This is a genomic window from Streptomyces sp. NPDC030296 (genome assembly GCF_055572815.1).
In genome coordinates, this window is record NZ_JBVICQ010000008.1 from 242,245 (window position 1) to 257,372 (window position 15,128).

Annotated in this window: 12 protein-coding genes; 7 read left to right on the forward strand and 5 right to left on the reverse strand. The window is 73.6% G+C overall.

What is annotated here, in order from left to right; translation table 11 throughout:
• Window positions 1-79: 79 nt before the first annotated feature.
• The 3 genes from ACZ4Z3_RS23975 to ACZ4Z3_RS23985 form a co-directional block, all read right to left on the reverse strand.
• Entirely contained in the window at window positions 80-763 is a 684-nt protein-coding gene (locus tag ACZ4Z3_RS23975; RefSeq protein ID WP_468502924.1) for a gamma-glutamyl-gamma-aminobutyrate hydrolase family protein, read from the reverse strand.
• 47 nt (window positions 764-810) lie between these two features.
• Window positions 811-2,250, reverse strand: coding sequence for an ethanolamine permease (gene eat, locus ACZ4Z3_RS23980; protein WP_468502925.1), 1,440 nt, complete (start codon window positions 2,248-2,250; stop codon window positions 811-813).
• 125 nt (window positions 2,251-2,375) lie between these two features.
• Complete coding sequence (locus ACZ4Z3_RS23985) at window positions 2,376-3,122, reverse strand: FadR/GntR family transcriptional regulator (RefSeq protein ID WP_468502926.1); 747 nt, start codon at window positions 3,120-3,122, stop codon at window positions 2,376-2,378.
• Between the two features lie 85 nt (window positions 3,123-3,207).
• Here ACZ4Z3_RS23985 and ACZ4Z3_RS23990 point away from each other — a divergent pair, with 85 nt between their 5' ends.
• The 4 genes from ACZ4Z3_RS23990 to ACZ4Z3_RS24005 are packed head-to-tail and all read left to right on the forward strand — an operon-like array spanning window position 3,208 to window position 7,751.
• Window positions 3,208-4,566 (forward strand): glutamine synthetase family protein, encoded by a 1,359-nt coding sequence (locus ACZ4Z3_RS23990; RefSeq protein ID WP_468502927.1) that lies wholly within the window; start codon window positions 3,208-3,210, stop codon window positions 4,564-4,566.
• 26 nt (window positions 4,567-4,592) lie between these two features.
• A complete protein-coding gene (locus ACZ4Z3_RS23995) occupies window positions 4,593-5,987 on the forward strand; it encodes an aldehyde dehydrogenase family protein (protein WP_468502928.1) in 1,395 nt (464 codons plus the stop codon).
• Window positions 5,984-6,772, forward strand: coding sequence for a 3-oxoacyl-ACP reductase (locus ACZ4Z3_RS24000; protein WP_099965585.1), 789 nt, complete (start codon window positions 5,984-5,986; stop codon window positions 6,770-6,772). The genes ACZ4Z3_RS23995 and ACZ4Z3_RS24000 overlap by 4 nt, the downstream gene beginning before the upstream one ends.
• Before the next feature lie 58 nt (window positions 6,773-6,830).
• Window positions 6,831-7,751, forward strand: a complete 921-nt coding sequence (locus tag ACZ4Z3_RS24005; protein WP_468502929.1) for a DUF2510 domain-containing protein — start codon at window positions 6,831-6,833, stop codon at window positions 7,749-7,751.
• A 29-nt stretch (window positions 7,752-7,780) separates the two neighbouring features.
• Here the strand turns inward: ACZ4Z3_RS24005 and ACZ4Z3_RS24010 are convergent, their stop codons facing one another.
• Entirely contained in the window at window positions 7,781-8,983 is a 1,203-nt protein-coding gene (locus tag ACZ4Z3_RS24010; RefSeq protein ID WP_468502930.1) for an amino acid deaminase/aldolase, read from the reverse strand.
• Window positions 8,984-10,617: 1,634 nt separating this feature from the next.
• Here ACZ4Z3_RS24010 and ACZ4Z3_RS24015 point away from each other — a divergent pair.
• Entirely contained in the window at window positions 10,618-11,652 is a 1,035-nt protein-coding gene (locus tag ACZ4Z3_RS24015; RefSeq protein WP_468502931.1) for a hypothetical protein, read from the forward strand.
• A gap of 323 nt (window positions 11,653-11,975) precedes the next feature.
• A complete protein-coding gene (gene mycP / locus ACZ4Z3_RS24020) occupies window positions 11,976-13,190 on the forward strand; it encodes a type VII secretion-associated serine protease mycosin (protein ID WP_468503109.1) in 1,215 nt (404 codons plus the stop codon).
• A gap of 61 nt (window positions 13,191-13,251) precedes the next feature.
• Here mycP and ACZ4Z3_RS24025 read toward each other — a convergent pair whose 3' ends face one another.
• The gene (locus tag ACZ4Z3_RS24025; RefSeq protein ID WP_468502932.1) at window positions 13,252-14,247 is read right to left on the reverse strand and encodes a serine hydrolase; all 996 of its coding nucleotides are present in this window, start codon (window positions 14,245-14,247) and stop codon (window positions 13,252-13,254) included.
• Window positions 14,248-14,396: 149 nt separating this feature from the next.
• Between ACZ4Z3_RS24025 and ACZ4Z3_RS24030 the strand changes: the two genes are divergently transcribed.
• Window positions 14,397-15,128, forward strand: coding sequence for an SseB family protein (locus ACZ4Z3_RS24030; protein WP_468502933.1), 732 nt, complete (start codon window positions 14,397-14,399; stop codon window positions 15,126-15,128).

A 15,128-nucleotide genomic window follows, 5' to 3' on the forward strand; every position in this document is an offset into this window, starting at 1 on the left:
CGCAGTTCCCCGCGCCCCGGGCTCCGCCCTGGGACATCCAGGCCCCTCGGCGCCCCCGGCACGCGAAGGTCGCCCGCCGTCAGGACGCCGCTCGCACGAGCGCCCGCATGACTCCCAGGTCCTCGCCCATCTCGGGGTGCCACTGGACGCCCAGGACCCACGAGGGTGCCGGCCGTTCGATCGCCTCCACCGTGCCGTCGTCCGTGGCGAACGCCGACGCCACCAGGCCCTCTCCGAGGCGGTCCACGGCCTGGTGGTGGTACGTCGGCACATCGGCCTCCTCGGGCGCGATCTCCGCGTAACGGGTCCCCGGCACCGGCTTCACGGAGTGACGGCCGAAGACCCCCACCTCGGCCACATGCCCGTCGATGTGCTGGACGAGCGTGCCGCCGAGCGCCACGTTCAGCAGCTGCATGCCCCGGCAGATGCCCAGCAGCGGCGTTCCGGAGTCCAGTGCCGCCCGGATCAGGGCCAGCTCCCAGGCGTCCCGTGTGGGCGCGGGAGGCCCACAGCGCGGGGAGCGTTCCGCGCCGTAGTGGACGGGGTCCACGTCGGGGCCGCCCGCGATGACCAGGCCGTCGACACGGGCCACCGCCGCGGCGGCGTACGACGGGTCGTCCGGCGGGAGCATCGCGGCGACGCCGCCCGCCGCCTGCACGAGCCGGGGGTAGCCGACCGGCAGCAACGCGGCCTCCAGCTCCCAGACGCCCCAGCGCGCGCCGGACTCCAGATACGTACTCACACCGATCAACGGCCTGGTCACACGTGCTCCTGACGGATGAGATGCGTGGAACTGCGGGACGGAACGAGTCAGTCCCGTGCCAACTCTGCCTCGGCGGCGGCCAGTGCCGCGAATTCCTCCTCCGGCGCCTTCGCCACCAGGTGCTTGCGGCTGTAGAGCCCGAAGTACGCTGCCGCGGCCGCGTACACGCCGAGCGCGATGAGCGCCGCCGTCACGTCCACCAGGAACGTCGCCACCAGTGCCGAGCACGCGAGGACGAGGGCGACCGAGGAGGTCAGGATGCCGCCCGGCGTGCGGTAGGGCCGTTCGAGCCCCGGCTCCCGGCGGCGCAGCACGATGTGCGACAGGGACATCAGGGCGTAGCTGATGGTGGCGCCGAAGACGGCGATGTTCAGCATCCGGCCGCCGTCCCCGGTGCCGGCGGCCAGCGCGAAGCCGATCGTGCCCGGCACCAGCAGCCCGAGGTACGGGGCCTTGCGGCCGCTGGTGAGGGACAGGACCCGGGGGAGGTAGCCGGCCCGGGACAGCGCGAAGAGCTGGCGCGATCCCGCGTAGATCAGGGAGAAGAACGAGGCCACGAGGCCCGCCAGGCCGGCGTAGTTCACGAAACGGCTCAGCGCCGTGGCCTTGCCGTCCGGCTGGAGCGCCTCGACCAGCGGGTTGCCGGCGTCCTGGATGGCGGCCGAGCCACGCGCCCCGGCCGCGGCGAAGAAGGTGATCACCGCCAGCACCACCAGGACGCCCATCGACCAGCGGATGGCCTTCGGCAGCGTACGGGCCGGGTCCCTGGTCTCCTCGGCGGCCAGCGGCACGCCCTCGACGCCCAGGAAGAACCACATGCCGAACGGGAACGCCGCCCAGATGCCCAGCAACCCCATGGGCAGCCAGGAACTCGCGCCGAAGGCGCTCGTGTCGACCGGGATGTCGTCGAGCGCGGACACACTGAAGTCGGGCAGCGCGCCCAGGGCGAACACGATCAGGGCGAGGACGGCGATACCGGTGACGACGAAGCTGGCGATCAGCGCCTCACCGACACCCCAGAGATGGATGCCGATGAAGAACGCGAAGCAGAACAGGTACACCGGCCAGCTCGACGTCAGGCCGAACAGGCCCAGCGACTCGACGTAGTCGCCGATGAAGATCACGATGGCGGCCGGGGCGAGCACGTACTCGATCAGGATCGCCGTGCCGGTCAGGAAGCCGCCCCAGGGGCCGAGCGCCCGGCGGGCGAAGCCGTAGCCGCCGCCCGCCGTGGGCAGGATCGCGGAGAGTTCCGCGAGGGCGAAGACCATGCAGGCGTACATGGTGCCCATGAGCACCGTGGCGATCGCCAGACCACCGAAGCCGCCCTTCGCCAGGCCGAGGTTCCAGCCGGAGTAGTCGCCGGAGACGACATAGGCGACGCCGAGGCCGGTCAGCAGGACCCAGCCGGCGCTGCCCCGGCGGAGCGTTCTGCGCTCCAGGTAGTCGTCCGCCGCGTCGACGGTGTCCGTGGCTTTCAGGGACATGGGCACTCTCCCCACTCAAAGGAATGGATCCATACCTTTGTGGGGTCGATGGCGGAAAAGCAATACCCCTGCGTTAAGCGGCCGTAAATCCGTGCCCGTCCGGGCCTGCCCGCCGGGCCCGGGTCTCACCCGAGGAAGCCGCGCAGCAGGGCCGCCGTGCCCGCGCAGTGCTCCCGCATGATCTCCCGTGCCGCCTCGGCGTCCTCGTCGAGCACCGCCTCCACCAGGATCGTGTGCTGCTGCTGCGAGTGCTCCAGGTTGCGCACCAGCAGGGGGATGCAGTCGAGGAGGTCGTTCACCCCCGAGCGCACGCCGGCGTACTGGGCGGCGAGCGACGGCGAACCGGACAGCTCGGCGAGGGTCAGGTGGAACAGGGTGTCCAGCCGGCGGTACTCCGCGAGCGGCGCGTCACGCGTGCGGGCCAGGGCCTCGCGCAGCCGCTCGGCCTGCTCGTCGGTCAGGCTGTGCGCCGCACACAGCCCGGCCGCGCCCACCTCCAGCACCTCGCGGAAGCGCAGCGTGTCCTCGACGTCGATGTCCTTCAGTCGCCGACGCAGTTCGTCCTCGCCGGGGGTCTCGGCGCGTGGCAGCACGAACGTTCCTCCGTAGCGGCCGCGCCGCGCCTCGACCAGGCCCTGCTCCTGCAGCACCTTCAGGACCTCGCGCAGCGTCACCCGGCTGATCCCGAGCCGTTCGGCCAGGTCGCGTTCGGCCGGCAGGCGCTCGCCGCCCGGCACCAGGCCGAGCCGGACCACCTGGAGGATCTGCTCCAGGGCCTCCTCGAAGCCGTTGCCCGCCCGCACCGGACGCAGTACGGACGCCAGCCGGTCCTCGGCCCACGGACTCTCCGGTCCCGCCCCTGTCCGCGACATGTGGCGGTACCCCCTTCCCAATAATGGTTCCGGGTAATACCTTATGGCTCCCGGATGGCCGAAGAAGCCCCTAGGAGGCTTTCCCGTGGCAGACCGCACACCCCCGCTCTCCGTCGAGGAACTGCACGCCCTCGTCGCCGGCGGCGAGATCGATACTGTCGTCCTGGCCTTCCCCGACATGCAAGGGCGACTCCAGGGCAAGCGGTTCGCCGCACGCTTCTTCCTCGACGAGGTACTCGCCCACGGCACCGAGGGCTGCAACTACCTCCTCGCCGTCGACACCGAGATGAACACCGTCGACGGCTATGCGATGTCCTCCTGGGACCGGGGCTACGGCGACTTCGCCATGCACCCGGACCTGTCCACCCTGCGCCGGGTGCCCTGGAACGAGGGCACGGCCATGCTGATCGCCGACCTCGCGTGGAACGACGGCTCACCGGTCGTCGCCGCCCCCCGCCAGATCCTCCGCCGCCAGCTGGAGCGCCTCGCCGAACTGGGCTACACCGCCAAGGTCGGCACGGAGCTGGAGTTCATCGTCTTCAAGGACACCTACGAGCAGGCCTGGGACGCCGGGTACAAGGGCCTCACCCCGGCCAACCAGTACAACATCGACTACTCGGTCCTCGGCACCGGCCGTATCGAGCCCCTGCTCAGGAGGATCCGCAACGAGATGGCGGCCGCCGGGCTGACCGTCGAGTCCGCCAAGGGCGAGTGCAACCCCGGCCAGCACGAGATCGCCTTCAAGTACGACGACGCCCTGGTCACCTGCGACCAGCACGCCGTCTACAAGACCGGCGCCAAGGAGATCGCCTCCCAGGAGGGCGTCTCCCTCACCTTCATGGCCAAGTACAACGAACGCGAGGGCAACTCCTGCCACATCCACCTGTCCCTCGCGGACGCCGACGGCGCCAACGTGATGGCCGACGGCCAGGGGATGTCGCAGGTCATGCGGCACTTCCTCGCCGGCCAGCTCGCCGCGCTCCGTGACTTCTCGCTGCTCTACGCGCCCAACATCAACTCCTACAAGCGGTTCCAGCCGGGCTCCTTCGCCCCGACCGCCGTGGCCTGGGGGTACGACAACCGCACCTGTGCCCTCCGGGTCGTCGGCCACGGCCGCTCCATGCGGTTCGAGAACCGGCTCCCCGGCGGCGACGTCAACCCGCACCTCGCCGTCGCCGGGCTCGTGGCGGCCGGCCTGTACGGCATCGAACAGAAGCTGGAACTGCCGGACGTGTGCGAGGGCAACGCCTACACCGGCGACTACGCCCATGTGCCGACCACCCTGCGCGAGGCCGCCGAGCTGTGGGGCAACAGCCCCATCGCCAAGGCCGCCTTCGGCGACGAGGTCGTCGCCCACTACCTCAACATGGCGCGGGTCGAACTCGCCGCCTTCGACGCCGCCGTCACCGACTGGGAGCTGCGCCGCTCCTTCGAACGCCTGTGAACCACGCCCCGCGGAAAGGCCCTTCCTTGTCCGGACAGTCCCCGCAGTACGAGCAGCAGCTCCAGGTACTGAACCCCGCCACCGAGGAGGTCGTGGCCACCGTCCCCGCCGCCACCCCGGCGGACGTCGACGCGGCCGTCTCCCTGGCGACGAAGGCCCAGCGGGGCTGGGCCGCGCTGGCACCCGGCGACCGGGCCCGACTGCTGCGCCGGTTCGCCGTCACCGTGGACGAGCACCTGGAGGAGCTGGCCCTCCTGGAGGTCCGCGAGGCCGGGCACACCATCGGCAACGCCCGCTGGGAGGCCGGCAACGTCCGGGACCTGCTGGACTACGCGGCCGGCGGCGTCGAACGGCTCACCGGCCGTCAGATCCCCGTCCCCGGCGGCCTCGACGTCACCATCCTCGAACCCCTCGGCGTGGTCGGCGTGATCGCCCCCTGGAACTTCCCGATGCCCATCGCGGCCTGGGGCGTCGCCCCCGCGCTCGCGGCGGGCAACGCGGTGCTCCTCAAGCCGGCCGAGACCACCCCGCTCACCGCCCTCCGCCTCGCGGAGCTGGCACGTGAGGCGGGACTCCCCGAGGGCCTGTTCCAGGTGCTGCCCGGCCACGGCGCCGTCACGGGCAACGCCCTCGTCGAACACCCCGGCGTCGCGAAGATCGTCTTCACCGGTTCGACGGCCGTCGGCAAGCAGGTACTGGCCAAGGGCTCGGAGCTCCTCAAGCGCGTCACCCTCGAACTCGGCGGCAAGAGCCCCAACATCGTCTTCGCCGACTCCGACCTCGAAGCCGCCGCGGCCGCCGCCCCCATGTCGTTCCTCGACAACTCCGGCCAGGACTGCTGCGCCCGCACCCGCATCCTCGTGCAGCGCTCCGTCCACGACCGCTTCCTCGACCTCCTCGCCCCCGGCATCGAGTCGGTCCGCGTCGGAGACCCGGCCGACGAGGCCACCCAGATGGGCCCGCTGATCTCCGCCGTCCAGCTCGACCGGGTCCGCGGCTACGTCGACCCGGACGCGCCCGGCATCCGCGGCAAGGCCCCCGAGGGCCCCGGCTTCTGGTTCCCGCCGACCGTCCTCACCGGTGTCGAGCCGCACGCGCGCGTGGCCGCCGAGGAGGTCTTCGGCCCGGTCGCCGTCGTCCTCCCCTTCGACGACGAGGCCGACGCGATCCGCCTCGCCAACGACACCCCGTACGGCCTCTCCGGCTCCATCTGGACCCGGGACGTCGGCCGCGCCCTGCGCGTCTCGCAGGCCGTCCGCGCGGGCAACCTGTCCGTCAACTCCCACTCCAGCGTCCGTTACTGGACGCCCTTCGGCGGCTTCAAGCAGTCCGGAATCGGGCGCGAACTCGGCCCGGACGCCCTGACCGCCTTCACCGAAACCAAGAACGTCTTCATCAGCACGGAGGGCCCCGCACTGTGACCCAGCCCCAGGACACCATCTGCCGCCGACTCGTCGGCCGTACCGCCGTCATCACCGGTGCCGGCAGCGGCATCGGCCTCGCCACGGCCCGCCGCCTCGCCTCCGAGGGTGCCCACGTCGTCTGCGGCGACGTGGACGAGGCGCGGGGCAAGGCGGCCGCCGAGGAGGTCGGCGGGATCTTCGTGAAGGTCGACGTCACCGACGCCGAGCAGGTGGAGGCGCTGTTCAAGACCGCGTACGACACCTACGGCAGCGTCGACATCGCCTTCAACAACGCGGGCATCTCCCCGCCCGACGACGACTCCATCCTGGAGACCGGCCTGGAGGCCTGGAAGCGGGTCCAGGAGGTCAACCTCACCTCCGTCTACCTGTGTTGCAAGGCGGCCATCCCGTACATGCGGCGCCAGGGCAAGGGCTCCATCATCAACACCGCCTCCTTCGTGGCCCGGATGGGCGCGGCGACCTCCCAGATCTCGTACACGGCCTCCAAGGGCGGTGTGCTGGCGATGTCCCGCGAGCTGGGAGTGCAGTTCGCCCGGGAGGGCATCCGCGTCAACGCCCTGTGCCCCGGCCCGGTCAACACCCCGCTGCTGCAGGAGCTGTTCGCCAAGGACCCCGAGCGGGCCGCGCGCCGCCTCGTGCACATCCCGGTCGGGCGGTTCGCGGAGGCCGACGAGATGGCCGCCGCCGTGGCCTTCCTCGCGAGCGACGACTCGTCCTTCGTGAACGCCACCGACTTCCTGGTCGACGGCGGCATCTCGGGCGCCTACGTCACCCCGCTCTAGGGCATCGGGAACATCGCACCGGGAACACCCACCCTGGCGGTGTGATTAAAGTGCCGGGATGAGCAGTTCGCCGCCGCCCGGCTGGTACCGCGACCCGTCCTACCCGCTCACCGAACGCTGGTGGGACGGGTCCGCGTGGACCGACCACCGGCGCCAGCCGGAGCAGCCCGTCCCGCTCCCGACCCAGCCCCGGCCGCCCAAACGCCCCGGGCGCACCAAGGTGATCGCGCTGGCCGCCACCGGTGCCGTGCTGGTCGCCGGCGCGGTCACCGGCGGCGTCCTCGTCCTGGGCGGCGACGGTGACGGCGGCCAGGAGACACGAACGGCCCCCACCGCCCCGTCGTCCGGCGGCGCCGAGAGCCCGTCCCCGACCGCCCCGTCCGCGACCCCCTCCGGCTCCGGGGCCGGCGGTGACGCGTCCGTCGTCGTGGACGACCTGAACGGCATCACCTTCCCGGTCCTCGACGGCTGGACCGACGGCGCGGACGCCGACGAGGACGCCGTCCTCGTCACCGACGGCACCTATGACTGCCCCGGCGACGACGGCCTGTGCCGCAGCGGCTGGGTCTACTCCCGCACCGTGACCCAGAGCGACGAGACGTCCCCGAAGGCCCTCGCCGAGAACGACATCGAGGACGCCGCGAACGACGCGTACGACCGCGACGACCTGGACCGGCGCCCGTACGACGGCATCACCGGACACGAGGTCGTCGGCTCCGGCTCGGTCGCCGTCGCGGGGCGCGCCGGCTACTTCGTGCGCTGGCGGGTCACCACCGACGCCGGGCCCGGCGGGTACGTCCAGTCCCTCGTCTTCCCGTCCAGCGTCGGCTCCGAGGCGCCGGTCCTCGTCCGGTTCGCCGTCGACGCGGGCCACGACGGCCCGCCGGTCGGCGACATCGACCGGATCGTCCGGGGCATCCGGGCGGTCGGCGACGAGAAGACCGGCGGGGGAGTGGGCAGCAGCCTGGGCCCGCGATGACACGGCGGGTCCGGGCGCACCACCGGGTCCTACAGGAAGGTGTGGCCCTCGCCCCGGTACGTCGGGACCGTCGCCGTCACCTCGTCACCCTCCACCAGGTGCAGCACGTCGAACCGCTCGCACAGCTCACCGGCCTTGGCATGCCGAAACCACACCTTGTCGCCGAGCAGCAGATCGTCCGCCGGGGCGCCGAGCAGCGGGGTCTGCACCTCGCCCGGCCCCTCCTGCGGGTCGTACTTCAGCCCTTCCGGCAGATACGGCACCGGCAACCGGTCCGGCCCCGCGGCACCGGAGGCGGGATACCCGCCACCGAGCACGGTGACCACGCCGACCCCCGGGCGCCGGACCACGGGCATCGCGAACAGCGCGGCCGGACGCCCGCTGAACGACGTGTAGTTGTCGAAGAGGCGGGGCACGTAGAGCCCGGACCCGGCGCCGATCTCGGTGACCGCGTCCTCCGCCGCCGTGTGCTGCACACTGCCCGTGCCGCCGCCGTTGACGAACTCCAGGTCCGGCGCCACCCGCCGCACGGCACGGACGACCTCGGCCCGGCGGGCGGCCAGTTCCTTCTTCGCGGTGGCCTGCATCAGCCGCACCGCCCGTGAACGCAGGGGCCGCCCGGCCACCGAGTCGCCCACACCGGCGATATGGCCCTCGTACGCCATGATCCCGACCAGCTTGAACCCCGGCCGCTCGGCCACGGCCCGCGCCACCTCGGCGACCTGCTCGGGGGAGTGCAGCGGCGAACGCCGCGCCCCGATCCGCACCCGGCCCCCGAGAAGCTTCAGGGAGGTGTCCAACTCCAGGCAGACACGCACCACTTCGGTGCCGCCGCGCCGCGAGTGCTCGATCAGCTGGAGGTGGGCGGGGTCGTCGACCATCACGGTGACGGCGGCGGCGAGCTTGGGATCGCCCGCCAGTTCCGCGAAGGCGTCCTGGTCGGCGGACGGATAGGCGAGGAGGATGTCGTCGAACCCGGAACGGGCCAGCCACAGGGACTCGGCGAGAGTGAACGACATGATGCCCTGGAAGCCCTCACGGGCCAGGACCCTCTCCAGCAGCGCCCGGCAGCGAACGGACTTGCTCGCGACGCGGATCGGCTTGCCGCCGGCCCTTCGGGCGAGGTCGTCGGCGTTCGCGTCGAAGGCGTCGAGGTCGACGATCGCCAGAGGTGCGTCGAGATGAGCGGTGGCCCGGTCGTAGCGGGCCCGGTCGGCGGCGCGCGCAGTCATGAACGAAGCCTGCCAGACATGATTACCGCAGGGTAGGGGGACGTTCCGGGCTAAAGCCCCGGTGCCGCCGACTGGTTCCCGCTCGACCCCGGGCAACCCGTAGAGTGACGCGAACGCAGGGGACGACCTCGACGGGGATGCCGATCCGCTGCCACGGGTATGGCTTGCGTGTGGTGTGACCACGGGTGCGGTCGGCCCGTGGTGTGACGCATGTCCATGGGAGCGAACCCGTCGCATGCGTGCCGGTCGCTCCCACGGGTGACCGGGACCCGGACGGTTCCGGGTCGGCCCGGGCACGAGGAAACGGGGGGTGCATGAGCACGGAAGCGCGTCGCGCCTCCATCCCCCCGCGCCCACCGAGGCGCCCCGCCACACCGCCGCACGTCCCCGCGCCGCCCACCACCCCACCGCAGAGCACCGTGCCCCCCACCGACACCCCGCCGCCGCGCCGCGAGCCCACCCCCACCGCCGACACCCCGCGAGGCGGACGCCCGCCCGGCGACGGCACTTCCGGCCCGCGTCCTGGTGGTGCGCCGGGGGGACGGCCCTTCCTCGGCAGTAACTCCGGCGCACGCCCCACGGGCGACAGCGCCTCCGACGCGCGGGCGAACGGCGGACGGCCGTCCAGGACGCCCTTGACGGGTGAGAGTGCGTTCGGACCGCGCCCGTTCTTCGGGGCCGGTCCCGGTGGCCGTCCGCCCGCCGGGAACACCACCGGTTCAGGCGGTGCCCGTGCTTCGGCCGGGAACGCATCCGACGGGAACGCGTCCGACGGGGGTGCCTTCGCCGGGGGTGACTCGGCGGGAGGCGCTTTCGCCGGGCGCGCCTTCGACGGGCCGTCGTCGGGGCGCCCTGACGGAGCGGTGCCTGCCGGCCCACGCGGGGGCGAGTCGGGGGCGCGGCCCTCGAACGGTTCCGCGTCGACCCTGCCGCCGCGGCCGGGCTGGGCGCCGTCGAACGGGGAGACGCCGGCCGTGCCCCGGCGTCCGCAGCGACCGCCCACGACAGGGGTGCCCGCACGGCCCACCGCTCCGCCCCGCCCCTCCTCTGCACCCTCCACGACGCAGGGCGGCGCGCTCTGGGACGACCGGCGACGGGACCCGGCGGACGCGCAGCGGCCTCCGCACGGCCTGTTCCCCGGCGGGGAACCTTCGCAGGGCTCCGAGACGGACGATGGCCCGGCTGCACGGAACCACGCCGAACACCCGCGTTTCTCCGACTTCCGCAGGACCGCCGCGGCGAGCGGCGCGACCCCGCCACCCCCCGCGGCCTCGGCCCGCTTCCCCGACACCCCGCCCGCCTCCGCGCCCCGTCAGACGGGCCGCCTCGCGAGGCTCACGACGCCGACGCCGACGCCGACGCCGCGCCACGCCGCACGTGCCGCCACTTCGGAGCCGGGTGCGCCCGAAGCGCGCGTCGATGCCGCCCCGCCCCGCCAGGCCGACCGGCTGACGGGGCAGCCCGGTGCCGCTGCCTCCCGCCCCGCCGGACAGCCGTCCGTCGCCCCCGCTGCGCGTCCTGCCGCACGGGCTTCCGGTAGTACTCCGGACCCGGCCCGCCTCCCCGGGCAGTCCTCCGGTGGTGTTCCGCCGCGCCCCGAGGGGGCACCCTCCGCTTCCACGGTTCGCGGGAGTGTGCCCGCAGGGGCCGGGGGTTCCCTGCCCGGGGCGAAGGGGGAGCCGCGTGGTTCTCTGTCCGGGGACGGCGGTGCCGACGCCGGGCGACGGCCGCGGCCCGGGGATCCCGGCCATCCGGGGGCCTGGCAGCCGCCCTCCGGGGCCTCCCGACGGTCCGCCGACGCCATCGACGACGCGCTCGGCGGCAGCTCCGGGCGGCCCTACGTGACGCTCGCCGAGCCCGACACCTCGCCGTGGACCTCGGCCGAGTCGGACGGCGACGTACGACGCAGGCCGCGCCCGACCGGCGCCCGCGCCGCGGCCATGGCTGCCTGCGTGGTGCTCGGCGTCGGCCTCATCGGCGGCGCGGCGGCGGGCAGTTGGCTCACCGGGGACCCGGGTCCGGACGGCACCCGCGTGGGCTTCGCCGCGGCCGGCGCCCTCTGGCACGGCGTACCCGTCGACGAACTGTTCCCCCCCACCGTGCAGGGAGAGGGCGCCGGCCCCGGCGGTACCGACCGCACCTGGACCCGCGTCGCCGTCGCCCCCGACAGCGGCTGCGCCGACGCCTTCGACCCTCTGCTGCGCCAGGCCCTCGCCCCCGTCGGCTGCCTGCGCCTGCTGCGCGCCACCTACACCGACGCGACCCGCAGCAACGTCACCACCGTCGGCTTGATGTTCACCAAGGCCGACCCCACCGGCATGGCGACCCTCAAAACCCACTTCGCGCGCGACGGCCTCGACCGGCGCATCGACCTGATGCCCCGCCCGTACGCGGCCAAGGGCACCGTCGCCGCCGGCTTCGGCGACGACCAGCGGGCCTCCTGGACCATCTCCGTCCTCACGGACGTCCCTGTCGTCGTGTACGCGGTCTCCGGTTTCGCCGACGGCCGCACCGTCTCCGAACCGCAGCCCGCCGAGGACGCGATGCAGGCCGACGCCACCACCGCCCCCGCCCAGGCCGGTCTCGGTCACGAGGCCCAGGGCCTCGCCGACCGCATCGAACGCGGCCTCCGCAAGACCGCCGCGTCCGCCTCGGAGCAGCCTTCATGACCGCCGAGGAGACCGGAAGCACCGACGAGACCGGCCGCGCCGACGGCACCGAACCCATTGGCGAGGCCAGGCTCGTCGGCGGCACCGATCCTGTCGGCGAAGTCAGGCTCGTCAGCGACCCAGAACGCGTCGACGAGGTCAGGCCCGTCGGCGGCCCAGAACGCGTCGGCGAGACCGGGCGCGCCGACGCGGCCGAGGGCATCCGGCAGGCCCGCCCCTCCCCGACCGCCGCGCACGCACAGAAGGCCCCGACCCGCGTGACGTCGTACCCCGAGCCCGGGAAGCCGGCACCGACCGCGACCATCGCCACGGCGGGGGACCCGGTGCACGCCGCCCGCACACCGGCGCGGACCCGCCGTGCCCGCCACCCCCGGCGCACCGCCCTCCTGGCACTCCCGCTCGCCTTCTCCCTGGCCCTCCTGCCCTCCACCACCGCCCACGCCGACGGCATCCGGGACCAGCAGTGGGCCCTCGACGCGATGCACACCCAGGAGGCATGGCGGACGACCAAGGGGGAGGGGATCACCGTCGCGGTGCTCGACACCGGCGTCGACGACGAGCACCCCGACCTCGTCGGGAACGTCCTCCCGACCAGGGACCTGGTCGGCTTCGGGGCCTCGCGGGGCGACCGCTCCTGGGCCCGGCACGGCACCGCCATGGCCGGCATCATCGCCGGTCACGGCCACGGCGTGAACAACGGCGACGGTGTCCTCGGCATCGCCCCCGAGGCGCGGATCCTGCCCGTCCGCGTGATCCTGGAGGACGGCGACTCCGCTCGTTCCAAGGCCCGCAGCACCCGCGGCAACGCCCTCGCCGAGGGCATCCGCTGGGCCGCCGACCAGGGCGCCGACGTCATCAACCTCTCCCTCGGCGACGACTCCGAGTCCGCCCACCCCGAGCCCTCCGAGGACGCGGCCGTCCAGTACGCCCTGAAGAAGGGCTCGGTCGTCGTCGCCTCCGCCGGCAACGGCGGCAAGAAGGGTGACCACGTCTCGTACCCGGCGGCCTACCCGGGCGTCATCGCGGTGACCGCCGTCGACGAGGACGGCGACCGCGCCCCGTTCTCCACCCGCCGCTGGTACGCCACCGTCAGCGCGCCCGGCGTCGACGTCGTCATCGCCGACCCCGACCGCAAGTACTACGAGGGCTGGGGCACCAGCGCCGCCGCGGCCTTCGTCTCAGGCGCCGCCGCCCTCGTCAAGGCGGCCCACCCCGGCCTGACCCCGGCCCAGGTGAAACGGCTCCTGGAGGACACCGCCCGTGACGCCCCCGTCGGCGGCCGCGACGACTCCCGCGGGTTCGGCTTCGTCGACCCGGCCGCCGCCATCAGGGAGGGCGGCAGGCTCAGGCCCGACGACCTCACGTCCGCGGCGTACGGCCGCAAGTACTTCGGCCCCGGCCCCGACCCCGTGAAGGAGGAGGACACCGCCTCCGGCTGGGCGGCCCCCGCCGCCGGCGGCCTCGGCGTCGCCCTTCTCATCACTGCCGTCGTCATCTGGCGCGGCGACCGCCGACGACCGGACGAGTTCCTGATCTGACACGACGGGGGGAGCCCGCCGCGAGCCCCCTCCCGGACGTCGCACGGTGCCCGACCGGCCATCACGAAGAGAACACCGACACCCCGGCCCTGGCCGCCGCCTCGACCAGCGCGATCCCCTTCGCCTTCGTCGTGTTGCCGTGCGACACCACGGCGACCAGGCAGTCCCGCCCGTCCACGGTGACCCGGCCGACGCTGTTGATCACCCACAGCCCGGTGGCCGTACGGGGCAGCCACCCGTTCTTCAACGCGAACCGCACGCCGGAGGAATCCGTGGAGCCGTCCGCCGCCGCCGACACCCCCCAGTCCTGGCCCACTGCGATCTGCCCCATCAGCCGCCGCACATACGTCCGCGAGGCCCCGCTCAGCTCCGACTCGTCGTCGTCCCCGAACACCTGGCGGAGCAGGACGAGCTGGTCGACCGCCGTGGTGCGGGTCAGGCCCCAGTACAGGCCGTCGCCGCCCACCGTCCCCGTCAGACCGAACCGCTCGTTCGCCGCGTTCAGGCCCCCCGCCTCACCGATGGCCTTCCACAGCGCCGTCGCGGCCGTGTTGTCGCTGTCGCGGATCATCGTGGCGGCGTACGCCTTCTCCCGCGCCGTGAGCCCCCGGCTCGCGTCCTGCGCCTGGAGCAGCAGCGCGGCCAGGATGTCCACCTTCACGATGCTCGCGGTCTCGAACCGCCCGTCCCCGTAGACAGCGCCGGCCCCGGACCCCATGTCCAGCACGGCCACCGAGAACGCCGCCCCGCCCTCGACCGGCACCTCCGCCAGGGCGGTCGCGAGCAGCGCGTCGTGATCGACCTCGGGCACCGCCACAGGTTCCACCGACGCCTCCTCCACGTCCGCGCCCGGCGCGGTGGAAGCGGAGGCCGAGGGCGATACCGACGATGACGCCGCCGACGATACGGCCGCGCCCCCGCCGTCCTGCGCGCGGGCCGTCACGTACAGGGTCCCGGCGGCGGTCCCGCACACCATGAGGGCGGCGGCCAGGAGGGCACAGAGGAGGGGGCGGCGCACGGCCGGGCGGGCCCGGCGACGGGCTCTGCGAGAAGGCATGCCGCGATGGTGGTGGGTCGCGCTGTGCGGTGGGTTAGGCGGATGTTAGAGCCAGGTCAGGACATACTCAGAAAGCTGTGAGTGAGGTGACGGTCACGTTTCCGGCCCGGAGAACGCCCGGGAGACCTCCCCCGATAGGGTCGACAACCGTGGCGAACAAGAACATCCCCGACCCCGGCTACTCCGACGACGACGGCTCCGCCGACCCCCGGCTGAGCGCCGCGCTCACCGCCTGGGCCGAGGACCGCACCGCCGTCGGCCCCGTCCTCGAAGCGCTCAAGGACGCCCGGCTGCTCGTGCCCGTCGTGGCCGTGCTCGGAGAGGTCGAGGAGGACGAGAACGGGCTGCGCCGCGAGAAGACCAGCGACATGGCCGTACCCACCCTGAAGGCCGGCCACCGCACCGCCCTGCCCGCCTTCACCTCCACCGACTCCCTCGCCCGCTGGGACCCCGCCGCCCGCCCCGTCGCCGTACCGACGCACCAGGCCCTCCAGGCCGCCGCGCACGAGAAGGCCGACACCCTCGTCCTGGACCTGGCGGGGCCCGTGCCGTTCGAGCTGACCGGATCAGCGCTGCTCGCGCTCGCCGAGGGACGTACGACGGCCGACCCGCTCGCCGACCCCGCCGTCATCGCCGCGGTGCGCGCGGCCGTGGCCGCTGAGCCCTCCGTGCTCCGCGCCCACCTCGGGCCCGGACAGTCCGACGGCACCCTCGCCCTGGTCCTCGCCCCCGCCGCCGCCCCCGCCGAGGCCGCCCGCGCGGTCGCCTCACGGCTCGCCGCCGACGAAACACTCAGGGCCCGCCTGGTGCGCGGCCTCGACCTGGCACTCCTGCCGGCCGGAACCACGCCTCCGGGCGAGCCCCTGTACGTGAAGGACTGA